The organism is Candidatus Bostrichicola ureolyticus (assembly GCA_029851125.1).
Lineage (GTDB): Bacteria > Bacteroidota > Bacteroidia > Flavobacteriales > Blattabacteriaceae > Bostrichidicola > Bostrichidicola ureolyticus.
This window is the reverse complement of sequence record CP100319.1, coordinates 162910-188516: the sequence shown is the minus strand read 5'-3', so window position 1 is coordinate 188516 and position 25607 is coordinate 162910. Positions and strand designations below refer to the sequence as shown.

23 protein-coding genes and 1 tRNA gene are annotated in these 25607 nt (G+C 22.3%); 13 read left to right on the top strand and 11 right to left on the bottom strand.

The window, feature by feature from the left end:
• Window positions 1-3 precede the first annotated feature (3 nt).
• From NHG04_01005 to tsaB, 8 genes are read left to right on the top strand one after another with little or no spacing between them, the layout of a single operon-like run.
• On the top strand, window positions 4-2970 hold the full coding sequence (locus NHG04_01005) for a 4Fe-4S dicluster domain-containing protein (GenBank protein WGH27239.1): 2967 nt from the start codon (window positions 4-6) through the stop codon (window positions 2968-2970).
• A 3-nt stretch (window positions 2971-2973) separates the two neighbouring features.
• On the top strand, window positions 2974-4332 hold the full coding sequence (gene nrfD / locus NHG04_01000; protein ID WGH27238.1) for a polysulfide reductase NrfD: 1359 nt from the start codon (window positions 2974-2976) through the stop codon (window positions 4330-4332).
• Window positions 4325-4834, top strand: coding sequence for a DUF3341 domain-containing protein (locus NHG04_00995; protein WGH27237.1), 510 nt, complete (start codon window positions 4325-4327; stop codon window positions 4832-4834). The genes nrfD and NHG04_00995 overlap by 8 nt, the downstream gene beginning before the upstream one ends.
• A complete protein-coding gene (locus NHG04_00990; protein WGH27236.1) occupies window positions 4831-5400 on the top strand; it encodes a cytochrome c in 570 nt (189 codons plus the stop codon). The genes NHG04_00995 and NHG04_00990 overlap by 4 nt, the downstream gene beginning before the upstream one ends.
• Window positions 5400-6578, top strand: coding sequence for a hypothetical protein (locus tag NHG04_00985; GenBank protein ID WGH27235.1), 1179 nt, complete (start codon window positions 5400-5402; stop codon window positions 6576-6578). The genes NHG04_00990 and NHG04_00985 overlap by 1 nt, the downstream gene beginning before the upstream one ends.
• A complete protein-coding gene (locus NHG04_00980) occupies window positions 6578-7018 on the top strand; it encodes a SufE family protein (GenBank protein WGH27234.1) in 441 nt (146 codons plus the stop codon). The genes NHG04_00985 and NHG04_00980 overlap by 1 nt, the downstream gene beginning before the upstream one ends.
• Before the next feature lie 5 nt (window positions 7019-7023).
• Window positions 7024-7362, top strand: a complete 339-nt coding sequence (gldC, locus tag NHG04_00975; protein WGH27233.1) for a gliding motility protein GldC — start codon at window positions 7024-7026, stop codon at window positions 7360-7362.
• Window positions 7362-8042 carry a tRNA (adenosine(37)-N6)-threonylcarbamoyltransferase complex dimerization subunit type 1 TsaB gene (gene tsaB / locus NHG04_00970; GenBank protein WGH27232.1) on the top strand — a complete coding sequence of 227 codons (681 nt, stop codon included), beginning with the start codon at window positions 7362-7364 and terminating at the stop codon, window positions 8040-8042. Before gldC ends, tsaB begins: the two co-directional genes overlap by 1 nt.
• On the opposite strand, the gene NHG04_00965 is transcribed toward tsaB, so the two are convergent.
• The 4 genes from NHG04_00965 to NHG04_00950 all read right to left on the bottom strand — a co-directional run bounded on the left by NHG04_00965 (window position 8018) and on the right by NHG04_00950 (window position 11697).
• The gene (locus tag NHG04_00965; GenBank protein WGH27231.1) at window positions 8018-8962 is read right to left on the bottom strand and encodes a 2-oxoacid:ferredoxin oxidoreductase subunit beta; all 945 of its coding nucleotides are present in this window, start codon (window positions 8960-8962) and stop codon (window positions 8018-8020) included. The genes tsaB and NHG04_00965 overlap by 25 nt on opposite strands.
• Window positions 8955-9911 carry a Holliday junction branch migration DNA helicase RuvB gene (gene ruvB / locus NHG04_00960; GenBank protein ID WGH27230.1) on the bottom strand — a complete coding sequence of 319 codons (957 nt, stop codon included), beginning with the start codon at window positions 9909-9911 and terminating at the stop codon, window positions 8955-8957. The genes NHG04_00965 and ruvB overlap by 8 nt, the downstream gene beginning before the upstream one ends.
• 162 nt (window positions 9912-10073) lie before the next feature.
• A complete protein-coding gene (locus NHG04_00955; GenBank protein ID WGH27229.1) occupies window positions 10074-10424 on the bottom strand; it encodes a 4Fe-4S dicluster domain-containing protein in 351 nt (116 codons plus the stop codon).
• Window positions 10425-10635: 211 nt separating this feature from the next.
• On the bottom strand, window positions 10636-11697 hold the full coding sequence (locus NHG04_00950; GenBank protein ID WGH27228.1) for a mechanosensitive ion channel family protein: 1062 nt from the start codon (window positions 11695-11697) through the stop codon (window positions 10636-10638).
• Window positions 11698-11776: 79 nt separating this feature from the next.
• Here NHG04_00950 and nusA point away from each other — a divergent pair, with 79 nt between their 5' ends.
• Together nusA and infB are read left to right on the top strand one after the other, a co-directional pair.
• Window positions 11777-12811: a transcription termination factor NusA gene (gene nusA, locus NHG04_00945; GenBank protein ID WGH27227.1), complete on the top strand. Its 1035-nt coding sequence runs from the start codon at window positions 11777-11779 to the stop codon at window positions 12809-12811.
• 79 nt (window positions 12812-12890) lie between these two features.
• On the top strand, window positions 12891-15017 hold the full coding sequence (gene infB, locus NHG04_00940) for a translation initiation factor IF-2 (protein WGH27226.1): 2127 nt from the start codon (window positions 12891-12893) through the stop codon (window positions 15015-15017).
• Window position 15018: 1 nt separating this feature from the next.
• Here infB and NHG04_00935 read toward each other — a convergent pair whose 3' ends face one another.
• From NHG04_00935 to NHG04_00910, 6 genes are all read right to left on the bottom strand, one after another.
• Complete coding sequence (locus NHG04_00935; protein WGH27542.1) at window positions 15019-16245, bottom strand: cysteine desulfurase; 1227 nt, start codon at window positions 16243-16245, stop codon at window positions 15019-15021.
• Between the two features lie 2 nt (window positions 16246-16247).
• Complete coding sequence (gene sufD / locus NHG04_00930) at window positions 16248-17525, bottom strand: Fe-S cluster assembly protein SufD (protein ID WGH27541.1); 1278 nt, start codon at window positions 17523-17525, stop codon at window positions 16248-16250.
• On the bottom strand, window positions 17515-18264 hold the full coding sequence (gene sufC, locus NHG04_00925; GenBank protein ID WGH27540.1) for a Fe-S cluster assembly ATPase SufC: 750 nt from the start codon (window positions 18262-18264) through the stop codon (window positions 17515-17517). Before sufC ends, sufD begins: the two co-directional genes overlap by 11 nt.
• A gap of 17 nt (window positions 18265-18281) precedes the next feature.
• Complete coding sequence (gene sufB / locus NHG04_00920; protein ID WGH27539.1) at window positions 18282-19700, bottom strand: Fe-S cluster assembly protein SufB; 1419 nt, start codon at window positions 19698-19700, stop codon at window positions 18282-18284.
• Window positions 19701-19715: 15 nt separating this feature from the next.
• Window positions 19716-20045, bottom strand: coding sequence for an iron-sulfur cluster assembly accessory protein (locus NHG04_00915; protein WGH27538.1), 330 nt, complete (start codon window positions 20043-20045; stop codon window positions 19716-19718).
• A 16-nt stretch (window positions 20046-20061) separates the two neighbouring features.
• Window positions 20062-20133 (bottom strand) — tRNA-Met (locus NHG04_00910).
• Window positions 20134-20981: 848 nt separating this feature from the next.
• On the opposite strand from NHG04_00910, the gene ureA reads away from it, so the two are divergent.
• The gene (ureA, locus tag NHG04_00905) at window positions 20982-21569 is read left to right on the top strand and encodes an urease subunit gamma (GenBank protein WGH27537.1); all 588 of its coding nucleotides are present in this window, start codon (window positions 20982-20984) and stop codon (window positions 21567-21569) included.
• A 6-nt stretch (window positions 21570-21575) separates the two neighbouring features.
• Window positions 21576-23285 carry an urease subunit alpha gene (gene ureC / locus NHG04_00900; protein WGH27536.1) on the top strand — a complete coding sequence of 570 codons (1710 nt, stop codon included), beginning with the start codon at window positions 21576-21578 and terminating at the stop codon, window positions 23283-23285.
• Between the two features lies 1 nt (window position 23286).
• Here the strand turns inward: ureC and murF are convergent, their stop codons facing one another.
• Window positions 23287-24576, bottom strand: coding sequence for a UDP-N-acetylmuramoyl-tripeptide--D-alanyl-D-alanine ligase (gene murF, locus NHG04_00895; GenBank protein WGH27535.1), 1290 nt, complete (start codon window positions 24574-24576; stop codon window positions 23287-23289).
• On the opposite strand from murF, the gene murB reads away from it, so the two are divergent.
• Window positions 24575-25594 carry a UDP-N-acetylmuramate dehydrogenase gene (gene murB / locus NHG04_00890; protein WGH27534.1) on the top strand — a complete coding sequence of 340 codons (1020 nt, stop codon included), beginning with the start codon at window positions 24575-24577 and terminating at the stop codon, window positions 25592-25594. The two genes, murF and murB, sit on opposite strands and share 2 nt — an antisense overlap.
• Window positions 25595-25607 lie beyond the last annotated feature (13 nt).

The following is a 25607-nucleotide window of genomic DNA, read 5'->3' as shown; positions in this document are numbered from 1 at the left end:
AAAATGAATAAACAATCAAAAGATAATTCAAAATCTTTTTTTAATCAAAAAATATCACGTCGTGATTTTCTTAAAATTATGGGATTTACAACAGCTGCAGCTACTTTAAGTGCATGTAAAGGACCTGTAATTCGTTCTATTCCATATGTCATAAAACCTGAAAGAATTATTCCAGGTATTCCTACATATTATGCTTCTACTATGTTTGATGGATTTGATTTATGTAGTGTTTTAGTTAAAACCCGTGAAGGTAGACCCATTAAAATAGAATCAAATATGATGTCAAAATATTTCAATACTACTTCAGCAAGAATACAAGCTTCTTTACTTTCACTTTATGACGACGAACGATTAAAAGAACCTTATATTAATAATAAAAAAGTATCATGGAATGATATAGATGAATATGTAATGAAACGTCTTAAATATAATTCCAAAAATGGTAAACAAATAATAATTTTATCTTCATCATTACCTAGTCCATCAACTAAAAAATTAATTAATGACTTTTCAAAAGTTTATAAAACTACTAAACTTGTTATATACGATGCATTTTCTTATTCGTATATATTAGATGCTACTAAAGAAATTATGGGTGTTCGTGCAATCCCTTATTATGATATAAATAAAATTAAATTAATTGTATCTTTTGATGCTGATTTTTTAGGAGATTTTAGTCCTCAAAATATGCAAAAAGATTATGCAAAAAACAGAATACCGGGGATTAACATGATGCGTCATATACAAATTGAAAGTAATATGAGTTTATCTGGAGCTAATGCAGATACACGTATTTCTATGAAACCATCAGAAATAAAAAAAATATTAATAGAAGTATTTCATATACTTAATGGTAAAAAATCAAAAAATAAAATTGCTAATGATATTGCTTTAGAAATTAAAAATAAAGGATCTAATACTGTAATATTAGCTGATGGTAGTCAAGAAATTTATGCTTTATCATTAATTATTAATTTAAAAATTAAAAGCAAAGCTTTATCATATAAAAAATTTATTCTAACCAAAGAAAGTGATAATATTCTATTTAATCAATTTATTAATGATCTTAAAAAAGGAAATATTGGAGCTTTATTACTTTATAATGTAAATCCTGTATACAGTTTTCCAAGTATTTTAAAATTAGAAAATTATTTAAAAAAAATTGATCTAAGTATTTCTTTTGCTATGAAAGAAGATGAAACTTCTAAATTGATGAAAGTTTGGGCACCTACACATCATTGGTTAGAAAGTTGGGGAGATACTAATCCTATGACAGGAATATATACACTTATACAACCTACAATACAATCTTTATTTAATACTAGACAATTTCAAGATTCTTTGATTATATGGAAAAATAATAAATCTTATAATCCATCTAAAGATAATAAAAATAATCCAGCTGATATATCAATAGGATATAAAAAATATAATAATAAATATATCAACAATTATTATGATTATTTAAGAAATTTTTGGGAACAAAATATTTTATCTAAATCAGATATAAAATCATTTAATAGAGCTCTTTTTAATGGTGTAATTCATACTAATGAAACTTCTAATAAATATCATAATAAATATAATAAGTTAAATTTTAAAAATTATAATAAAGAAAATAATAATAATTCTTTTGAATTAAGATTATATACTAAAACTAGTATAGGAGATGGTATAACACAAGCTAATAATCCTTTTTTACAAGAATTACCCGATCCTATTACACGTATATCTTGGGATAATTATTTAACAATCTCATTAAAAGATGCTCAAAAATTAGGTATAAAAAATTGGCATATTGGTAATGGTGGGGCAATAAATAGTAATTATGTTAATATTATTGTTAATGGATTAAAAATAAAAAATATTCCAATATTTATTCAACCTGGACAAGCTTCAGGATCTGTTGGTCTATCTTTAGGATATGGACATACAAAAGGTAAAGTGGCAACACATAGTAGTGGAATTAATGCATATTTAATTTACAATAATTTTAATTTGATACAAAATAATATTATTATAGAAAAAACTGAAGGAATTCATGAATTTGCTAGTATACAATTGCAAAATACTATGGTTGGAAGAGATGATATAATAGCAAAAGAAATTGATTTAAATACTTTTTTAAATTTTCCTAAAGAAATATGGAATAAAGAAGAAAAAATTGATTCTTTTAAAGGTAAAATACCTATTGACGAAATTTCTTTATGGAAAGAAAATGATAATAAAAATGGTCATCATTTTAATATTTCTGTAGATTTAAATGCATGTATTGGTTGTGGAACTTGTGTAATAGCTTGTAATATTGAAAATAACGTACCTGTAGTAGGTAAAAATGAAATTAGAAATTCTCGTGATATGTATTGGTTACGTATTGATAGATATTATTCGACTACAGATAAATATTTACTAGAACCTGAAAATAATCCTAAAGTTCGTTTTCAACCAATTATGTGTCAACATTGTAATCATGCACCTTGTGAAACTGTTTGTCCTGTATCAGCTACATCACATGGACAACAAGGACAAAATATGATGACATATAATCGATGTGTAGGTACTCGTTACTGTGCCAATAATTGTCCATATAAAGTAAGACGTTTTAACTGGTTTAATTATGTAGAAAATAAACAATTTGATTTTTATATGAATAATGATTTAGGTAGGATGGTTTTAAATCCAGATGTAGTAGTCCGTACAAAAGGAGTAATGGAAAAATGTTCTATGTGTATACAAATGACACAAGAAACAATATTAAAAGCAAAAAAAGAAAATAGAATAATTAAAGATGGAGAATTTAATACAGCTTGTTCTAAAGCATGTCCTACTGGTGCTATATATTTTGGAGATATTAATGATGATAAAAGTGAAATAAAAAAACAATTAAAAAATAATAGAACATATAAATTATTAGATTTTTTAGGTACACGACCTAATGTTACTTATCAAGTAAAAATTAGAAATAAATAAATTATGTCCTCTAATCATAGAAATGAATTAATTATAGGTTCAAAAACATACAGTAATCTTACAAAAGATATTTTATATCCTCTAGAAACTAAATCAGGTAAATTATGGTGGATAGCTTTTATTATAGCCAGTTTAGCTACCTTATTAGGTCTAGCATGTATAACATATACTATTATTACAGGAATTGGTGTATGGGGATTAAATCGTACAATAAATTGGGCTTGGGATATTACTAATTTTGTATGGTGGATAGGTATAGGTCATGCTGGAACATTAATTTCTGCAGTATTATTATTATTCCGTCAAAAATGGAGATTATCTATTAATCGTTCAGCAGAAGCTATGACAATTTTTGCAGTTATTCAAGCTGGATTATTTCCTCTAATTCATATGGGTAGACCTTTTGAGGCATATTGGGTCTTTCCAATTCCTAATCAATTAGGTTCACTTTGGCCTAATTTTAATTCTCCATTATTATGGGATGTATTTGCAATAAGTACATATTTTTCAGTATCTTTTATTTTTTGGTTTATAGGACTTATACCCGATTTTGCTATGATTAGAGATCGTACACAAAATATTATAAAAAAAAAAATATATGGTATATTAAGTTTTGGTTGGAGTGGAACAGCTAAACAGTGGTGTATGTTTGAAGAAATTTCTTTAATACTCGCAGGATTATGTACACCATTAGTATTTTCTGTACATACTATTGTATCTTTTGATTTTGCAACTTCAATTATCAAAGGATGGCATAGTACAATATTTCCTCCTTATTTTGTAGCTGGAGCTATTTTTTCAGGTTTTGCTATGGTACAAACGCTTTTAGGTGTAGCACGTAAAGTTTTACATCTTGAATCTTATATAACAATAAAACATATAGAAAATATGAATATTATTATTATGGTAACGGGAGGCATTGTTTCTTTAGCTTATATATCAGAATTTATTATGTCTTGGTATTCTGGAAGTATTTTTGAAGATTTTACTTATTTGTCTCCTGGAGCAGCTACAGGACCATTTTTTTGGGCTTTTTGGTCTCTTATTATATGTAATATATTAATCCCTCAACTTTTATGGTTCAAAAAAATAAGAAGAAGTTTTTTATGGTCATATGTTATTTCTATATTTATAAATATAGGTATGTGGTTTGAACGTTTTGATATTATTGTTTTAAATTTAAGTCATGATTATCTTCCATCTTCTTGGACTGGTTTTTTACCTTCTTTTGTTGATATTGGAATATTTATTGGTACTATAGGATTATTTTTTGTATTATATCTTTTATATACACGTACATTTCCAATAATAGCACAATCTGAATTAAAAACAATTTTAAAATCTCAAACAGATAATGAATAATATTATTTATGGATTATATGACGATGATAATATGTTATTAAAAGGAATTAATTTTTTAATTAAAAAAAATATATCAATATATGAAGTCTATACTCCTTTTCCAATACATGGATTAAATGAAATTTTATCATTTAAAACAAAAAATTTATCAATTTTAACATTTATTTATGGTTTAATAGGCACTATTATTGGAAGTTTAATAACATGGTATACTATGAATTATGATTGGCCTCAAAACATTGGAGGAAAACCTGAATTATGGTTACTTAATTTACCTTCTTATATACCTATAATATTTGAAATTACTATATTTTGTGCAGCTAATTTTATATGTATTACATATTTTATATTTTGTAAAATTTTTCCAGGTGCTAATAATACAAATCCTGATCCACGTACAACTGATGATAAATTTATGATAGAAATACGTACCAATAAAAATATTGAAGAATATATAACTGTTTTAAAAAACAGTGGTGCTATAGAAATTAGTGTAAAATGAAACATAATTTATTATTAATAGTATTACTATTTTTTATTATTTCATGTAATAGAGATCCTAAAATTGTATATATGCCTGATATGTATTATTCTTCAGCTTATGAACCATATTCTGATGCTATAAGACCTTATAAAAAAAGTAATAATGTTTTTAAAAAAAGAATAACATCACTTATTCCTGTGCCTGGTACAGTCCCTAGAAATGAAAATGGATTTTTACCTTATATGTTACCCAATACTAAGGAAGGTTATGAAGCATCAAAAAAAATTACTACTTCTCCTATTGATCCTAATATAGTAAATTTAAAAAGAGGTCAAGAAATGTATATAATACATTGTGCTATATGTCATGGTAATGATGGTAATGGAGAAGGATTTTTAGTAAAAAAAGAAAAAATTCTAGGTGTACCTAGTTATAAGTATATTGATATAACTATAGGTAGTATATATCATGTTATTATGTATGGAAAAAATAATATGGGATCATATGCATCTCAATTAAATACAGAAGATCGTTGGAAAATAGCTATCTATGTAATAGAATTAAAAAAAAATTTAAATAAATAATGTTAAAATATATAAAATATTATATATTTCTAATTATAGGATTTATACTGTTTAGTATAGGATTTTATCAAAATTTATCAATAACAAATTCTTTAGTAGATTATAAAGAATTAAATTTTAGACCTTGGTCAGCTTTATACATATCCGCATTTTATTTTACTAGTCTTTCATTAGGAGTTCTATTTTTTTTAGTAATACAATATGTTTCCCATGCAGGATGGGTAATAGTAATTATTAGAGTAATGGAAGGAATAGCTTCTTTTATACCTTATGGAGGTATAATCATTATGCTAATTTTAGTATTAAATAGTATAGGAATTATTCATATATTTCATTGGATGGATTTAGATAATTTATCTAATAATAAAAAATTTTATTTAAATAAAAGTTTTTTTCTTATCAGAAGTATTATCTATTTAGTAGGATGGACTATATTCATGAAATATATAAAATATTTTTCTAAAAAATTAGATGAAACACATAATAGAAAATATTTTAATAAACTTTATAAGGTTAATGTATTATTTTTAATATTTTTTGCTATTACATCTATGACTATGGGTTGGGATTGGATTATGTCTTTAGACATCAATTGGATTAGTACTTTATTTAGTTGGTATATATTAAGTAGTTATTTAGTAACAGGTATTACTACTATAACTTTAATTTCTATTTATTTGAAATGGAAAGGTTATATTCCATTATTTAATAATAATCATTTACATGATTTAGCTAAATATATATTTGCTACTAGTTTACTATGGTCATATTTATGGTTTTCACAATATATATTATATTGGTATGGCAATATACCTGAAGAAGTTGTATATTATTTTAATAGATCAGAACAATATAATAATATTCATTTATGGATGCTTATTCCTAATTTTTTAATTCCTTTCTTAGGATTATTAAGTAGTAAGATAAAAAGAAACTATAAAGCAATAACTATAATAGGATTTATTATTATAATAGGACATTATATTGATATATATAATATGATTATGCCTAGTTGTGTACATAAATTTTATGGATTTGGATTATTGGAAATTGGTTCATTTTTATTTATGATGGGATTTTTTATTTGTATAATACAAAAAACATTAATAAAAATGGAATTGGAGCCAAAAGGAAATCCATTTTTTTATAAAAGTAAATATTATAAATATCCTCATTAATGACATTACAAAAAATAGAAATAGAAATTATTAAAGAATTTGAACAATTAAATAATTGGGAACAAAAATATGAACACCTAATAGAATTAGGTAAACAACTTCCAAAAATGTCAAACCAATATAAAAATGTAAATACATTAATTAAAAATTGTCAATCTAAAGTATGGATAAATGCTCAATTATTTAATAATATTATTATTTATAAAGCTGATAGTGATGCACTTATCCCAAAAGGTATAGCGGCTTTAATGTTACGTTTATATTCTGGTAGACATCCTAAAGAAATTATTAATTCAAATAATTTTATTTTTTCTAAAATAGGTTTTGATACATTTTTATCTACTATACGTGCTAATGGTATGTTAGCAATGTATAAAACTATAAAATTATATGCAATTGCTTTTAATATTAAATTAAATAATATTTCTACTAAAGTATAATAATTATGATTAAAAAAGAAACAGATATTAAAATTAATATAAGTTTAGATGAAAATAACATACCTGAAATTATTAATTGGACTGCACAAGATGGAAATATTATAAAAGAACCTTGTCATGCTTTTGTTCTTTCTCTATGGAATTTTAAAAAAAAAGATTCATATAGAATAGATTTATGGACTAAAGAAATGCTTTTAAAAGATATGAATATATTTTTTTATCAAATTTTTGTTTCTATGGCAGATACATATAAACGTGCTACTTCAAATGATAATATTGCTATTGAAATATATAATTTTGGACAAAAATTTGCCAAATTATCTAGTTTAATTACAAATAAATAATGGCCATTATTCTTAATATAGAAACTTCTACTACAAATTGTTCAGTAAGTATTTCTAATAATGGCAAATTACTATCTTTAATAGAAGAAAATCCTCAAAATTATATTCACTCAGAAAAACTACATTTATTTATAAATAAGGCTTTAGAAATTGCTAATTTAAAAATTAAAAATTTAAATGCTGTTTGTGTTAGTAAGGGACCAGGTTCTTATACTAGTCTTAGAATAGGAGTTTCAACTGCTAAAGGTATTTGTTATTGTTTAAGTATTCCATTATTATCTATAGATAGTTTATCTATTTTGATGAAATCAATTGATTTAAATATAGTAGAAAATGAACTTATAATTCCAATGATTAATGCTTGTAATAATGAAGTTTATACTACAATATTTAATCATAAAAATGAAATGTTAATACCAATTACAACAAAATTTTTAAATAAAGAATTTATTAAAGAATATTATCTTTATAACAAAATTTGTATTTCAAATGAAATACAAAATGAAAATAAATGTAAAATGTTTTTAACAAATTTTAAACATTTTATATATGCTTATCCTTCTGCTAAGAATATGGTATTTTTTTCTTCAAAACTTTTTAAAAGAAAAGACTTTAAAGATATAACATATTTTGAACCTTTTTATTTAAAAAATTTTTATAAAATAAATCCATCAAAATAATTATTATTTATATTATTATTTTTATGTTTTTGTTCAAAAATGTTATCATAACATGGTCTTATTTCATCATATAATACACCAAATGGATATGGAAAACCATTTTTATCAGAAAATTGTGCTAAAATATTAGCTTTAGTACGATCTTTTTCATCATGTATCCATAGATCTTCAATAGTATATAAACCTTCTTCTAAAGAAATTATCTTAGGTTCTAATCCATCAAGTAATATTCCTTTATTATTTTTTTTACCAAAAATTAATGGTTTATTATGTTCTAAAAATATTGTTGTATCATACTTTGTAGTTTTTTCGGTAAAATGGTTAAAAACACCATCATTAAAAATATTACAATTTTGATATATTTCTAAAAATGAAGTTCCTATATGTTCATAACATCTTATCAACATTTTTTTAATATGTATAGTCTCTATATCTATAGATCTAGCTACAAAAGATGCTCCAGCACCTAAAACTAGAGTTAATGTATTAAATGGTTGATTACAATTTTTTTTTGTAGTAGGAGAATGTTGTCCTTTAGTAAGACCATAAATTTCATTATTAATAAGTAATAATTGCATATTTATATTACGTCTAAGTAAATGTATTAGATGATTTACACCAATAGCTAAACTATCACCATCTCCTGTAATAATCCAAATATTTAATTTTGGATTAGCTAATTTTACTCCTGTAGCTATTGCTGGTGCACGACCATGAATTCCATGAAAACCAAAAGTATTCATATAATATGGAAAACGAGAAGAACAACCTATACCAGATATAAAAACAATATTTTCTTTACTTACACCAAGTTTAGGTAAAATTTCTTGTACTTGTTTTAAAATTGAATAATTACCACATCCAATACACCAGTTAACTTTTTGAGATGATACTAAATCTTCAGTATTAAAATTATTCATAAATTTTTTTTCCTAAATGTTTATATGCTAATGCTGTTACTTCTCTACCACGAGGTGTTCGTATTAAATATCCTTCTTGAATAAGAAAAGGTTCATATACTTCTTCAATTGTTACAGCATTTTCACTTATAATTGTAGCAATAGTATTAAGTCCTACAGGTCCACCTTTAAATTTTTCAATAATAATATTAAGAATTTTATTATCTATTTCGTTTAATCCTTTAATATCAACATTTAGTGATTTAAGTCCCATTTCTGATATATATAAATCTATTTTACCATTACCTTTTACTTGAGCAAAATCACGAACGCGTCTAAGCAATATATTGGCAATTCTAGGAGTACCTCTACTACGATTAGCAATTTCTAATGCTGCCTCATCTTCAATAGAAATATTAAGAATATTAGCATTACGTATAATAATATTATTTAAATAATATTTAGAATATAATTGTAAATTACAATTAATACCAAACCTAGAACGCATAGGGGATGTTAATAATCCTGAACGAGTTGTAGAACCTAGAAGAGTAAATGGATGTATTTTTATTTGCACAGAACGTGCATTAGGTCCAGATTCAATCATTACATCAATTTTGTAATCTTCCATAGCTGAATATAAATATTCTTCTACAATAGGTGAAATCCGATGAATTTCATCTATAAAAAGTACATCATTTTTTTCTAAATTAGTTAATATACCAGCTAAATCACCTGGTTTTTCTAAAACAGGACCAGAAGTAATTTTCATATTAACACCTAATTCATTAGCTATAATATGAGCTAATGTAGTTTTTCCTAAACCTGGTAACCCATATAAAAGAACATGATCTAAAGCTTCTTTTCTTTGTTTAGCTGCTTTAACAAAAATTTTTAAATTTTCTATAATTTTATTTTGACCAATAAATTCACAGAATTTTATAGGACGTAATTTTTTGTTATAATTCATTCTAATATTTCAACATTTTTTAATTGTTATTACCCTAGTACGTTTACCTATAACTTCATAAAGTTGTATTAAGCTTAAATAATAATTCAAATTCTTTGCATTTTTACTTATAACGACTAAACTTTCTTGGAATACACAATAAAAAATATACAATTACACCAATTATTTTTCATTATGTAACATTTTTTTCTTTTTCAGTAATTCATCTTTTGATTCAATATTATTTATATCTAAAATACAACAATCAACTGGACATACAGACGCACATTGAGGTTCATTATTAAAGCCTATACATTCAGTACATTTTTCTGTTACTATAAAGTATACTTTATTACTTTTAGGAACTTGAACAGCATCAGCATCTATTAATAATGATTTAAATTGTACCATTCCTTTTAACGATGTTCCATCAGATAATTTCCATACAGTTCCTACTTCATAAATAGCTTTATTAGGACATTCAGGTTCGCAAGCACCACAATTAATGCATTCGGTTGTTATTTTTAACGCCATTTTATTTAAATTTAATTTTTTATTTCTTCATAATTAATAGTTTCTGCATCAGAATAATCATCATATATTTTTATCTTTTTTTATAAATAATAATTGTAATCATTATATTTTTTTTTATAAAACAAATAAAATCTTTTTAAAGATTCTTTAATTAAAAAAATAATAATGGTAAATATTAAAAAATACATATTTAAATATTAAAAAAAAATATTTATTTAAATATATTTATAACTTCCAAATCAAATTCTTTAGCTATTATTATAATATAATAAAATATATCATCCATTATTTTTTGATAATTATTATATTCCATTATAAAACAAGATATTTCAATAGGTAATCCAAATCCATTATATTCATTTTGTCTAACAATAATTTTTTCTGATTTAGAAATCAATGGATGTTGTTTAAGATAAAAAATAATATATTCGTTATATATACTAATATTAGTAATTATTTTTTTATTATTAATATTAAATATTGTTTTATTATTTTCAATTTCTAATTCTTTTTTTTTAATAAAATCATTTATTAAAGTAGATTTTTTATACTTACTTAAAGTATTACAAACTTGTAAAGATTTTAAATTAAAAATTAAGTATTTTTTTATTAAACGTATATTACGAATACGTATTAATTCATAATTTGTTATTGCTGTAGATAGAAAATCATAAACTGGTACAGTAGTTATTGTTTTATCAAAATTTTCTAGTTTTATTAAACTAAGATTTATTTCTAATATAATACCTTTTATATTATATTTAGGAATAGCAATATAGTCACCAACTTTTACCATTTTTGTTGAGTAAATTTGCATACCAGAAACAAAACCTAAAATAATATCTCTAAAAATTAATATAATAATAGCGGTTAAAGCACTTAAACTTGTTAAAATAGTTCCAGGTTGATTATTTGTTAATATTGATATTATAATTAATAAACAATAAATAACCGAAATTATTTTAAATAATTGTGAAAAAGAACGTACAGCAACTGTTTCATAATTATTTTTTATAGTAATAATTGGTATGATCCAGTTAATAATTCTAAATAAAAATTGTAAAAATATTAATATTAAAAGTATATAAGATATTTTTTTTAAAATAAAAATTAATAATGAATATGATTTAAAAAAATTAACAATTATTAAAACAGTTATTAAAAATAATATTATTATAATATTTAATATTTTTTTATTAAAAAAAATTTTTTGTTTTAAACAAAAATCTAAAAATCTGTTAAAAAATCTGTTCAATGTTGTAGACATAGACATACGTAATAATATTAATAAATTTATTATTAAATTATTATAATTATTATATATTTAATTTTTAATTAAATTAAATTAATTAATGGATAACATAGCTTTAATAGATTCTTTTATAGATTTAATTAAAAAAAAAAAAAATATTGATAAAGCAAATCTTATTCTAATATTAAAAGAATCTCTAAGAAGTGTTTTACAACGAAAATATGGTAATTCATACAATTATAATATAATCGTAAATACAGATAAAGGAGATATAGAAATTTGGAGAAATCGTATTGTTGTGGATGATAAAAATTTAAATAAAGAAATAGCACTTTCAATGGAACGAAAACAAGAATTTGAAATTGGAGAAGAAGTTACTGAAAAAGTTGAATTAAAAAATCTGGGAAGAAGAGCTATTTTTTTTTTAAAAAAAAATTTTTTATTTAAAATAAATGAATTCTATCATACAAATAGATTTAATATTTTAAAAAAAAAAATTGGAGAAATAGTTAATGTTGAGGTATATCATATTCTATCTCAACATATTATAATGAAAGATGAGGAACAAAATGAAATGATTTTGCCTAAAAACGAACAAATATATAGTGATTCTTTTAAAAAAGGTGATACTGTTATTGCATTGGTAAAAAATATATCGTTGAAAGATGGTAAACCTATAATTATTTTATCTAGAACTAATATAAAATTTATAGAAAAACTTTTTGAATTAGAAATACCTGAAATAACTGATAAAATAATTAAAATTAAAAAAGTTGTACGTGTTCCTGGAGAAAAAGCTAAAATAGCTGTTGAATCTTATGATGATCGTATAGATCCAGTAGGTGCTTGTGTAGGTATTAAAGGATCCAGAATACATTCTATAATAAGAGAATTAAAAAATGAAAATATTGATATAATTAATTATACTTCTAATATTCAACTTTATATTACTAGAGCATTAAATCCAGCTAAAATTTCTATGATTAAAATAGACGAAAAAAATAAATTAGCTAATGTTTATTTAAAAATGGAAGAAATATCTAAAGCGATTGGACGAGGAGGATTAAATATTCGTTTAGCAATACAATTAACAGGATATAAAATAAATCTTTTAAAAGATTTTATCATTAATTAAATAATTATTTTTAATTATTTAAAATCAGATTTATTTCTCAATAGAATTATATAATATTTGTTATAAACAATTTAAATTTATGCCCAATAACGAAAATAACGATAATATCAAAAATAAACCTGATATAATCCGTAATAAACTGATTAATATAAAAACATTAGGAAATATTAATCTTGATAAAATTAAAAATATTGAAAATAGAAATAGATATAAAAAAATATTAAAAACATTAAATACTACAAATAAAACTCAAAAATTTAATTATACTCAATCAAGTAAAAAAGAAAATTTTTTAAATAAAAAAAATAATATTAAAAAAAATAATATTAGTAAAAATAATAATATTAAAAAAAATAATATTAGTAAATATAATAATATTAATAATATTAGTAAAAATAATAATATTAAAAAATATAATAAAAAAAATAATATTAAAAAATATAATACTAATAAAATAATTAGTACTAATAAAAAAATAGTAAAAATAACAGAATTTGCAACAGTCAATGAATTATCTGCTATAATAAATATTTCTGAAACCGAAATTATAAAAACATGTCTTTCATTAGGTATTATGGTTACAATGAATCAACGTTTAAATGCTGAAACAATTACATTAGTTGCACATGAATTTGGATATTTAGTAGAATTTATAGGGTTAGAATATGCAATTCAAGATGAAAAAGATTTTGAAACTAATCTTAAAAATCGTTCACCTATAGTAACAATAATGGGACATGTAGATCATGGTAAAACTTCATTAATTGATTACATTAGAAAATCTAATATAATCGTTGGAGAGGTTGGTGGAATTACTCAACATATAGGAGCATATAGTGTTGATTTTGAAGGAAAAAACATAACTTTTATTGATACACCTGGACATGAAGCATTTACAGCTATGCGTGCAAGAGGTGCTCAAATTACCGATATTGCTGTAATTGTTATTGCAGCAGATGATAAAATTATGCCTCAAACAAAAGAAGCAATAAGTCATGCTCAAATATCTGGTGTATCAATGATATTTGCTATAAATAAAATTGATAAACCTATGTCTCAACCTGAAAAAATACGTGAACAATTAGCAGGAATGAATCTTTTAGTAGAAGAATGGGGAGGTAAATATCAATCTCAAGAAATATCTGCTAAAACAGGGATTGGGATAAATAAATTATTGGAAAAAATAATAATTGAATCTGAAATTTTACAACTTAAAGCTAATCCTAATAAATTGGCAACCGGAACTGTTATAGAAGCCAGTTTAGATAAAGGTAGAGGTTTTTTAACTAATGTTATTATACAAAATGGTACACTTAAAAAAGGTGATTATGTATTAGCAGGTAATTATCACGGAAAAATAAAAGTTATATTAGACGAACGTGGACAATCTATTAAAGAAGCTGGTCCTTCTAAACCAGTAATAATTTTAGGGTTAAATGGAGCTCCTGTAGCAGGAGATAAATTTAAAGTTTTTAAATATGAGAAAAAAGCTAAAGAAATTGCTTATAAACGAATGCAATTACAACGTGAACAAAATATTCGTACTCAAAAATATCTAACATTAGATGAAATTGGTAGAAGAATTGCCTTAGGTAATTTTAAAGAAATTAAAATTATAATAAAAGGAGATAAAGATGGTTCTATAGAAGCTATAGCCAATTCTTTGCAAAAAGAATCTACAGATAAAATTATGATTAATATTATTTACAAAAATGTAGGAGCTATTACTGAATCTGATGTATTATTAGCTAGTGCTTCAAATGCTATAATTATAGGTTTTAATGTGCGTACAGCTAATAATAATATTATTAATATTGCATACAAAGAAAATATTGAGATACGTACATATTCAATCATATATGATATAATAAATGATATTAAAAAAGCTATAGATGGATTAAATAAAAATAATAAAAACAAAAAAGAAAAAATTATAGGTAATGCACAAGTACAAGAAATATTTAAAATACCAAAAATAGGTATTATTGCTGGATGCATAATAACTAAAGGAAAAATAGTTTTTAATTCTAAAATTAGACTTATTAGAGAAGGTATAGTTATACAATCTAATTGTGATATTCTTTCTTTAAAAAGATTTAAAGAAGATATTAAAGAAGTACAAAAAGGTTATGAATGTGGTATAAGTCTAAAAAATTATTCCAATATTAAAACTGGAGATATAATAGAAAATTATGATTATGAATAATTTATTTTTTTAACATTTTATTTGCTTTTAAAATTGCTTTATAAAGATAATCTATTTCTTCAAATGTATTATATATAGATATACTAATACGTACTGTACCTAAAATTTTAAAAAAATCAATTATGGGTTGGGCACAATGATGTCCTGTACGAACTGCAATACCTAAACGATCTAAAATAAGACCTATATCAAAAGGATGAATATCAGATATATTAAATGAAATAATACCAATACGAGGTATATATTGTGAATATATAATAATTCCATTAATTTTACTTAACATATAAGTTATATAATCCAATAATTTTTTTTCATATAAAATTATATTATTCATACCTATATTTTCTATGAAATCTATTGCATAAGACCATGCTACAATACCTTCTATATTGGGTGTTCCTGCTTCAAATTTATACGGTATATCAGCATATATAGTTTTTTCAAAAGTTACATTTTTAATCATTTCTCCTCCACCTTGATAAGGTAATAATTTTTCTAAACTATTTTTTTTACCATATAATACTCCTACTCCTGTAGGACCATACATTTTATGTGCAGAAAATACGTAAAAGTCAGCATCCAAATTTTGTACATCAATCACTAAGTGAGATAAAGCCTGTGCACCATCAATTAATACTTTGGCACCATAAGTATGAGCTTTTTTTATAAATTTTTTAACAGGTGGATTTATACCTAAAACATTAGATAAGTGGGTAATTGCAACAATTTTAGTATTAACTGAAATAAGTTGTTCAAAAACTTCCCATTTTAATGTACCTTCTTTATCAATTGGAATAACTTTTAAACAAGTTTTTGTACGTTCACAAAGCATTTGCCATGGAACAATATTAGAATGATGTTCTAAATATGAAATTAGAATTTCATCTCCTGGTTTTATAAAATTTGAAATTCCTAATGCTACTAAATTAATTGCTTCTGTAGTATTACGTGTAAAAATAATTTCTTCTGAATATCTTGCATTAATAAAATTTTTAATTTTTAATCTACTATTTTCAATAGCATTCGTTGCTATTTGACTAAGATAATGAGCTCCTCTATGAACATTAGCATTAATAGTAGTATAATATTTTTTAATAGCATTAATAACTTGTATTGGTTTTTGAGTGGTAGCAGCATTATCTAGATAAATTAAAGGATTTTTATAAATTTTTTTTTTTAAAATAGGAAATTGTTTACGAATATATAAAATATCTTTGTCTGATAACATATTTAATCTATAATACTATTAATTAATTCATGTATTATATTAATAATATATAATTTTAAATCATATATTATAATATATTTTATGTTTTCTTCAAAAAAAGTATTTAACAATAATAATTGAGCATCTTTTTCAGAAATTCCCCTTGAACGAATATAAAATAAAATTGATAGATTTAAAGGTCCTATTGTACATCCATGTGAACATTTAACATCATTGGCAAAAATTTCTAATTTAGGAATAGCTTTAATACGTGCTTTATCAGACAGAATAATATTATTATTTTGCTGAAAAGCATTAACTTTTTGAGCATATTTATGAATTAATATTTTTCCATTAAAAATACCATTAGATTCACCTGAAAATATATTATTATATAATTCATAACTATTACATAATGGATATTTATGATTTATTAAAGTATTATGAGATATTGATTCTTTAGATTTACCTATTGTAAGACCTCTTAAATAAGATGAAATACCTGGTCCCTCTTGATAAATGTTAAGATTATTTTTTACCAACTTTCCTTTAAAAGAAAAAGTATTAATTGAACATTTACTATTTTTTTTTTGTAAAAAAAAAGTATTATCAATTAATGAAGAATTCATTCTATCATTTTGTATTTTAAAATATTCTATTTTACTATTAGATAGTGCATAAATTTCTGTTAATGAATTATTTATAATTAAATTATTATTTAATGATTGATATTGTTCTATTATATTAACATTAGAATTTTCACCTACAATAATTAAATTTCTAGTATTAAATATTATATTATTATCATAATATGAAAAATATATTATATGTATAGGTTCATTTATAATAATATTATTTGGAATATTAAGGTATATACCTTCTTGTATAAAAGCAGTATTAAGGACATTAAAAATATTATTTTTTAATACTATTTTATTATAAAAATCATAAAATTGTTTATTATATTCAGATTTTAAAGAAAAGAAATTAGATAATTTCTTTAAATATTTATTATTATATGTAGAATATTTATGGTTATAAATTCCGTTGATAAAAATAATACGAAAACCATTTATTTTTAAGTTTTTTAATATTTTTTCAGTAGTAGTATCCGTTAAAAAAAATTTTTTATTATTAAACTTGTAATTATTAAATAAATCTTTGCATTCTTCTTCATTCAACAAATGATTATTTATAATCATATTTATTGATTCATTACGTATATTTTGGATATATTCATTTTCTGAATGAAAAATATTTTTTTTTGCATTTAAAAATTCAGAAATAATTTTATTTTTCATTATTAATTAACCAATTAAATCCTTTTTTTTCAATTTCTAAAGCTAAATTTTTATTTCCAGATTTTATAATTTTACCTTTATATAAAATATGAACATAATTAGGTGTTATATACTCTAATAATCTTTGATAATGAGTAATAATTAATACTGAATTATTTTTAGATTTTAAACTATTAACTCCTTTATAAATAATATTAATTGCATCAATATCTAAACCTGAATCAGTTTCATCAAGTATAGCTAATTTAGGATTAAGCATAGTCATTTGAAATATTTCATTTCGTTTTTTTTCACCTCCAGAAAAACCTTCATTAACAGAACGTTTAAGAAGATCTTTGTCTAAACCTAAATACTCAGCTGTTTTATGTATATTTTTTAATATTTCAGATGTAGAAATTGGATTTAAATTACGGGCTTTATTTAATGAATTAATAGCTGTTTTAATAAAATTATAAAGTGATACCCCTGGAATTTCCACAGGATATTGAAACGAAAGAAAAATACCTAAATATGCACGTTCTTCAGTAGACATATTTAATATATTTTGTTCTTCAAAATACATTGTACCTTTAGTAATTTTATAATCATTTTTTCCTGCTATTACATAAGCAAGTGTACTTTTTCCTGATCCATTGGGACCCATAATAATATGTATTTCCCCATGATTAATAATTAAATCAATTCCTTGTAATATATGTTTTCCTCCTATAAAAACATGTAAATCCTTTATTGTTAACACTTTATTTAAAAAATTTTTTATCCTACAGAATTATCTAAAGATATTTCTAATAATTTTCTTGCTTCTATAGAAAATTCCATAGGAAGTTTATTTAAAACTTCATTACTAAAACCATTTACTATAAGTGATATAGCTTTTTCTATACTAATACCACGTTGATTACAATAAAATATTTGATCTTTCTCAATTTTAGAAGTAGTTGCTTCATGTTCTACTAATGCTGAAGAATTATTAACATCAATATATGGAAAAGTATGTGCACCACATTCATTACTAAGAAGTAATGAATCACATTGAGAAAAATTCCGTGCATTATACGCATTAGAATTTATTTTAACTAAACCCCTATAACTATTTTGAGATCTATCAGCAGATATTCCTTTAGAAATAATAGTACTTTTGCTATGTTTCCCTATATGAATCATTTTTGTACCAGTATCTGCTTGTTGAAAATTTTTAGTAAATGCTACAGAATAAAATTCTCCTACTGAATAATCTCCTTTTAATATGCATGAAGGATATTTCCAAGTAATAGATGATCCAGTTTCTACTTGTGTCCAAGATATTTTAGCATTTTTTTCACATAAACCACGTTTAGTAACAAAATTATATATTCCTCCTTTACCATCTTTATTACCTGGAAACCAATTCTGAATTGTAGAATATTTTATTTCAGAATTTTCTAAAGCAATAAGTTCAACTACAGCGGCATGTAATTGATTTTCATCCCTACTAGGGGCTGTACAACCTTCTAAATAACTAACATAAGAATCTTCGTCTGCAATAATTAATGTTCTTTCAAATTGACCTGTTCCACTTTCATTAATACGAAAGTAAGTAGAAAGTTCAATAGGACAACGTATACCTTTTGGTATATAACAAAAAGATCCATCTGAGAAAACGGCAGAATTTAATGCGGCATAAAAATTATCATTTCTAGGAACTACTGTACCTAAATATTTTTTTATTAAATCAGAATATTTTTGTATAGCTTCACTAATAGGACAAAAAATAATACCCATTTCATATAACGTTTTTTTAAACGTAGTAGTTATTGATACTGAATCCATTACAACATCTATAGCTACTTTTTGTTCTTCTAATGAAATTCCTAATTTGTTAAAAGTATCAAGTAATATAGGATCAATATTTTTTTTTTTAGGAGCTGAGTAATAAATTATATTATTAAAATCTGGTTCTATATATTTTATATTAGCCCATTTAGGACAATGCATTTTTTTCCAAAAATCAAAAGATTCTAAACGCCAATTTAATAACCAATTTGGTTCATTATTTTTTTTAGATATAGCTGAAATAATTTCTTCATTTAGTCCTTTTGGAAACTTATATGATTCAATATCAGTATAAAAACCATATTTATATTCAGAATTAGCAATTTTTTTAATTAAATCATTGTGGCTATTATCCCCATTCATATATTTTTTATTTTGTTATATGGAAAAACTTTTTCCACATCCACAAGTATGTTTTGCATTAGGATTTTTAAAATAAAATCCTTTTCCCTGTAATCCACCATTATATTCTAATATAATGTTATTTAAATAAGATTCATATTTTTTTTTAATTAAAATTTTTATTCCATTTAAATCATAAATATTATCGTCTTTTTTTTGTGTTTTATCAAAAGATAAATCATAATAAAAACCTGAACAACCTTTATTTGAAATAGCTAATCTAACAAAAGCATTATTAGGAGATAAACCTTCTTCTTTCATAATAAGAATTAATTTTTTTTTAGCTGAATCAGATATATTTACCATATTTTTAATAAATAAGTAGCGGGGACAGGATTCGAACCTGCGACCTTCGGGTTATGAGCCCGATGAGCTACCACTGCTCTACCCCGCGTTATAATTTTTATAATAAAATAAATTTTTATAATAATATAATATAAAAAAATACGTTCAAATATAATAATTCAATTATTTATTAATAAATAATTAAATTTTTATATATATAATATTTATATTATAATAATATATATAAAGATTATATAAAATCTTTATTATTTTTTAATTTTTATTAAATTTTTAATAAAATGTTTAAAACAAATAATATAATATATATAATATATATATAAAATATGTTTAAAACAAACATTAAATATTTTTTATTAAAATTAATAATATTATTATTAATTTTAATATTCTTATTAAATATAATTTATTATTATTAAATATATTTTATTTATTATTAAATAATAATAAATTATAATAATTATAATAATATAAAATATATATATATATATTTTTTATTATTTAATAATAAAAATAAATATATATATTTTTGTTTTAACAAAAATATATATATTTATTTTTATTTTTTTTTTATAAAAAATATATATATATATATTTTATATATATATTATATATATAATATATAAAAAATATATATAAAAAAAAAAAAAAAATAAAAAAATAATAATAAAATAAATAATAAATATATTTTTTAAATAAAAAAATAAAATTAATAATATTTAATATATTATTAATATAAATAATATTATAATAATATAATATAAATAATATTGTTTATTTTTAAATAAATAAATAATAATAAAATAAATAATAAATATATTTTTTAAATAAAAAAATAAAATTAATAATATTTAATATATTATTAATATAAATAATATTATAATAATATAATATAAATAATAATATATATTTTTTAATAAAATTTTATATAAAACAAATATGCATTTAACTTTTTATGAAAAAGAAAAACTTTTTATTTTTTTAGCAGGAGAATTAGCACAAAAACGTTTAAATAGAGGTATAAAACTTAATTATCCTGAATGTGTAGCATTAATAACATGTTATATATTAGAATGTGCAAGAGAAGGAAAAACTATTGAAAATATTATTAATAATGTTAAAAATCTTATTACTTATAATCAAGTAATTTCTGGTGTTCCAGAAATGATTGATAAAGTACAAGTAGAAGCAACATTTCCAGATGGAACTAAATTAGTGACTATACGTAATCCTATACCTATACAAAGTAATAATGAAAAAATTATAGCTGGAGAATATTTATTATCTGAAAATGATATTACTTATCTATCAACTAGAAAAAAAATTATAAGAAAAGTTACAAATACTGGAACAAAACCTATTCAAATAGGATCACATTTTAATTTTTATAAAGTTAATTCATATTTAAAATTTAATCGTGAAGGAACAAAGAATTATCGTTTATACATTCCTTCTGGAACATCTATACGTATAGAACCTGGTGAAACAAAAGAAGTAACATTAATAGAATATTATAATAAATTATAAAAAATAATGAAAAAAATTAATAGAAAAATATATACTAGTATGTATGGGCCTACAGTAGGAGATAAAATACGTTTAGGAGATACTTCTTTATGGATAAAAATTGAAAAAGATCATACTATATATGGAGAGGAATGTATGTTTGGTAGTGGAAAAGTTATTAGAAGTGGAATGGGACAACATCCTATTGCCAGTAGGAATGATGGAGTAGCTGATTTAGTAATAACAAATGCTATAATTATTGATACTTGGGGAATAATTAAAGCTGATATTAGTATTAAAGATGGATTTATTACTGGAATAGGTAAAGCTGGTAATCCTATTACAATGGAAGGAGTAAAACATGGAATGTATATTGGAGTAGGGACAGAAATTATATCTGCTGAAAATAAAATAGTTACTGCTGGATGTATAGATAGTCATGTCCATAATATATGTCCCCAAATTTTTAAGGTTGCTATTGAAAATGGCACAACTACTATTATTGGTGGTGGATCAGGTCCTACTACTGGAACTTTAGCAACTAATTGTACAAGAGGTATATGGAATATACAATCAATGATAAAAGCTACAGATAATATACCAATTAATTTTTTATTTCTTGGTAGTGGAAATAGTTCTGGAACAAAATCTTTAATAGAACAAATAGAATCAGGAGCAGGAGCATTAAAAATTCATGAAGATTGGGGAAGTACACCTGATGTAATTAATAATTGTTTAAACATTGCTGAAAAATATGATGTACAAGTTAATATTCATACAGATACTTTGAATGAATCTGGATATATAGAAGATACAATTAAATCTATTAATAATCGTACAATTCATGCATATCATGTAGAAGGAGCTGGTGGAGGACATTCTCCAGATGTAATTAAAATTATTACTAATAGTAATGTTTTACCATCATCTACTACTCCAACTATGCCTTATACTATAAATACTATAGATGAGCATTTTGATATGTTAATGATGTGTCATCATTTAGATAATAAAATAGATGAAGATATTGCATTTGCAAAATCTCGTATTAGAAAGAATACTATAATGGCTGAAGGTATATTACATGATTTAGGTGCTATTAGTATTATTAATTCAGATTCTCAAGCTATGGGTAGAATTGGAGAAGTTATACGGAGAACATGGCAAACAGCAGATAAAATGAAAGAAGAATATGGTATATTATTAAATAACTATAATGATGATAATGATAATTTTAGGGTAAAACGTTATATAGCTAAATATACTATTAATCCTGCAATTACACATGGTATATCTGATTATGTAGGATCAATTGAAGTTGGGAAAATGGCTGATTTAGTTATATGGAAGCCATCATTTTTTGGTACTAAACCGGATTTAGTATTAAAGAGTGGAATGATAATAGATGCTATTATAGGAGATCCTAATGCAGCAATTTCTACTACTCAACCATTTATGTATCGTACTATGTTTGGATATAATAATCCTGAGTTAAGTGCTATTTTTGTATCAAAAATTTCTATAGAAACTGGAAATATTTATAATTTAAATATAAAAAAACAAATTAAATCAGTAAATAATTGTAGAAATATTTCTAAAAAAGATCTAATATTAAATAATGAAATACCAATAATAGAAGTAGATCCTAAAACACATGTTGTATATATAAATAATGAAAAAATTGTATCTAATCCATCAAATAAATTACCATTAACACAAAGATATTATTTATTTTAATTTATAAATAATTAACAATATTTTCTAAACTCATTTTACGAGAACCTTTTATTAAAAGTATTCCTATGGAAATATTATTTTTTAAATAAACAAGTAATTTTTTTTTATTTTCAAATTTTTTAATTTTTTTACTATAAATATTAATCTTATTAAACCAATGTCCTATTAAAAATATAAAATCTATATTGCTTTCAATAGCTATATTGGCAATATATTCATGCATATAATGCATATTATTATTTCCTAATTCTAACATATCTCCTAGTATAGCTATTTTTTTAATGTTTAAATTTAAAAAATTAATATTGTTAATAGATTCTTTCATACTACTAGGATTAGCATTATAAGCATCAAGTATAATATATAGTTGTTTTTTTATTATAATTTGAGAACGATTATTTATTGTTTGAAATTTTTCTAGAGAATTAATAATATTATTTATAGAAATATTAAAATAATAAGCTATAGTAATAGCTGCAGATATATTAGTAATATTATATCTTCCCCAAAGATTGGGATAAATTAATTGTTTTTTAAAAAAAAAACTTATAGTATTATATTTATATATTGGTTTAATATATAAATTATAATTTTTATTTGTTGTAGAAAATTGATATGTATTTATTCCTAAACTTTTTTGTATTTGCAAAGGATCATCAGCATTAATAAAAACAATATTACCATAGCGTTTTATATATAAATATAATTCTGACTTTTCATTAATAACTCCTTCTAAATTATTAAAGCCTTCCAGATGAGCATACCCAAAATTAGTAATATATCCATAATTTGGTTGAACTAATTCACATAAAAATTTTATTTCTCCTTTATAATTACTAGCTATTTCTATGATAACGATTTGAGTATCTAAAGGAATAGAAAGTATAGTTAAAGGTACACCTATATGATTATTTAAATTATTTTTTGTGGCAAATGTTTTATACTGAGTAGATAATATAGTATATAGTAATTCTTTAGTAGTAGTTTTTCCATTACTTCCTGTAATGGCTATAAAAGGTATATTAAATTTTTTTCTGTGAAAAACAGCTAATTCTTGTAAAGCAATTAAACTATTATTTACTAAATACATTTTTTTTTTTGGTAAATAATATTTTTTATTATCAATTACTGCTGCTGAGGCTCCTTTTAAAATAGCATCATTTGCAAAACAATTTCCATCATAAACTTTTCCCTTTATTGCAAAAAATAACTTATTTTTTATAGATTGTCTAGTATCTATAGACACTCCTGAACTAATAAGATATTGTTTATATAAGTTTTTAATATTCATGAATTTTAGAAAAAATTTTAATTTAAAAGATTTTAATACATTTAAAATAAATGCAAAAACTAATTTTTTTATAAAAATTAATACTTTAAAAAGTTTAAAATTTATTTTTCAATGTAAAAAATTTAAATATTTACCTAAATTTATTTTAGGAAATGGAAGTAATACTTTATTTGTAAAAGATTTTAATGGTTTAATAATTAAATTAAATTTAAAAGGTAAATTTATTATTAAAGAATATTCATATCATGTTATTATAGCAAGTTTTGCAGGTGAATCTTGGACAAATTTTGTAATTTGGAATGTTAACCAAGGATTTAGTGGATTAGAGAATTTATCTTTAATTCCTGGTACTGTAGGTGCTGCATCTATACAAAATATAGGTGCTTATGGAGTAGAAATTAAAGATATATTAATAGGATTATATGCATATGAAATTAAAACTGGAAAAATAGTTTTTTTTTCTAAAAAAGAATGTGAATTAAATTATCGTAATTCTATATTTAAAAATAAATTAAAAAATAAATATGTTATATTATTTATATATTTTTTTTTAAGAAAAAAAAAGAAAAAATTCAATCTTTTATATAAAGAAGTAATAGAAGAATTAGAAAAAATGAAAATTATTAAACCTACACTTAAAAACATAACCCAAGCAATAATAAATATACGGACCAATAAAATTCCAAATCCAATTAAAATTGGAAATTGTGGAAGTTTTTTTAAAAATCCAATTATTAATAATAATTATTATAATTTTTTAATAGAAAAATATCCTAATATTATTGGATATTTTTTTTCTAAAAATTTAGTAAAATTATCTGCTGGTTGGTTAATAGAAAAATCAGGTTGGAAAGGAAAAAGAATTGGTAATGTAGGAATATATAATAAATCTTCTAATATAATAGTTAATTATGGAACAACTAATGGTATTGATATTTATACTTTCTCAAAAAGAATAATTGATGATGTTAATAAAAAATTTGGAATTATTCTTGATAGGGAAGTTATAATTGTTTAAATTAAAATAAATT

What these genes read in the sequence shown, in the direction of transcription:
- NHG04_01005 (WGH27239.1), top strand. Translation starts at nt 4, where the DNA reads ATGAATAAACAATCAAAAGATAATTCAAAATCTTTTTTTAATCAAAAA.
- nrfD (WGH27238.1), top strand. Translation starts at nt 2,974, where the DNA reads ATGTCCTCTAATCATAGAAATGAATTAATTATAGGTTCAAAAACATAC.
- NHG04_00995 (WGH27237.1), top strand. Translation starts at nt 4,325, where the DNA reads ATGAATAATATTATTTATGGATTATATGACGATGATAATATGTTATTA.
- NHG04_00990 (WGH27236.1), top strand. Translation starts at nt 4,831, where the DNA reads ATGAAACATAATTTATTATTAATAGTATTACTATTTTTTATTATTTCA.
- NHG04_00985 (WGH27235.1), top strand. Translation starts at nt 5,400, where the DNA reads ATGTTAAAATATATAAAATATTATATATTTCTAATTATAGGATTTATA.
- NHG04_00980 (WGH27234.1), top strand. Translation starts at nt 6,578, where the DNA reads ATGACATTACAAAAAATAGAAATAGAAATTATTAAAGAATTTGAACAA.
- gldC (WGH27233.1), top strand. Translation starts at nt 7,024, where the DNA reads ATGATTAAAAAAGAAACAGATATTAAAATTAATATAAGTTTAGATGAA.
- tsaB (WGH27232.1), top strand. Translation starts at nt 7,362, where the DNA reads ATGGCCATTATTCTTAATATAGAAACTTCTACTACAAATTGTTCAGTA.
- NHG04_00965 (WGH27231.1), bottom strand. Translation starts at nt 8,962, where the DNA reads ATGAATAATTTTAATACTGAAGATTTAGTATCATCTCAAAAAGTTAAC.
- ruvB (WGH27230.1), bottom strand. Translation starts at nt 9,911, where the DNA reads ATGAATTATAACAAAAAATTACGTCCTATAAAATTCTGTGAATTTATT.
- NHG04_00955 (WGH27229.1), bottom strand. Translation starts at nt 10,424, where the DNA reads ATGGCGTTAAAAATAACAACCGAATGCATTAATTGTGGTGCTTGCGAA.
- NHG04_00950 (WGH27228.1), bottom strand. Translation starts at nt 11,697, where the DNA reads ATGTCTATGTCTACAACATTGAACAGATTTTTTAACAGATTTTTAGAT.
- nusA (WGH27227.1), top strand. Translation starts at nt 11,777, where the DNA reads ATGGATAACATAGCTTTAATAGATTCTTTTATAGATTTAATTAAAAAA.
- infB (WGH27226.1), top strand. Translation starts at nt 12,891, where the DNA reads ATGCCCAATAACGAAAATAACGATAATATCAAAAATAAACCTGATATA.
- NHG04_00935 (WGH27542.1), bottom strand. Translation starts at nt 16,245, where the DNA reads ATGTTATCAGACAAAGATATTTTATATATTCGTAAACAATTTCCTATT.
- sufD (WGH27541.1), bottom strand. Translation starts at nt 17,525, where the DNA reads ATGAAAAATAAAATTATTTCTGAATTTTTAAATGCAAAAAAAAATATT.
- sufB (WGH27539.1), bottom strand. Translation starts at nt 19,700, where the DNA reads ATGAATGGGGATAATAGCCACAATGATTTAATTAAAAAAATTGCTAAT.
- NHG04_00915 (WGH27538.1), bottom strand. Translation starts at nt 20,045, where the DNA reads ATGGTAAATATATCTGATTCAGCTAAAAAAAAATTAATTCTTATTATG.
- ureA (WGH27537.1), top strand. Translation starts at nt 20,982, where the DNA reads ATGCATTTAACTTTTTATGAAAAAGAAAAACTTTTTATTTTTTTAGCA.
- ureC (WGH27536.1), top strand. Translation starts at nt 21,576, where the DNA reads ATGAAAAAAATTAATAGAAAAATATATACTAGTATGTATGGGCCTACA.
- murB (WGH27534.1), top strand. Translation starts at nt 24,575, where the DNA reads ATGAATTTTAGAAAAAATTTTAATTTAAAAGATTTTAATACATTTAAA.
- murF (WGH27535.1), bottom strand. Translation starts at nt 24,576, where the DNA reads ATGAATATTAAAAACTTATATAAACAATATCTTATTAGTTCAGGAGTG.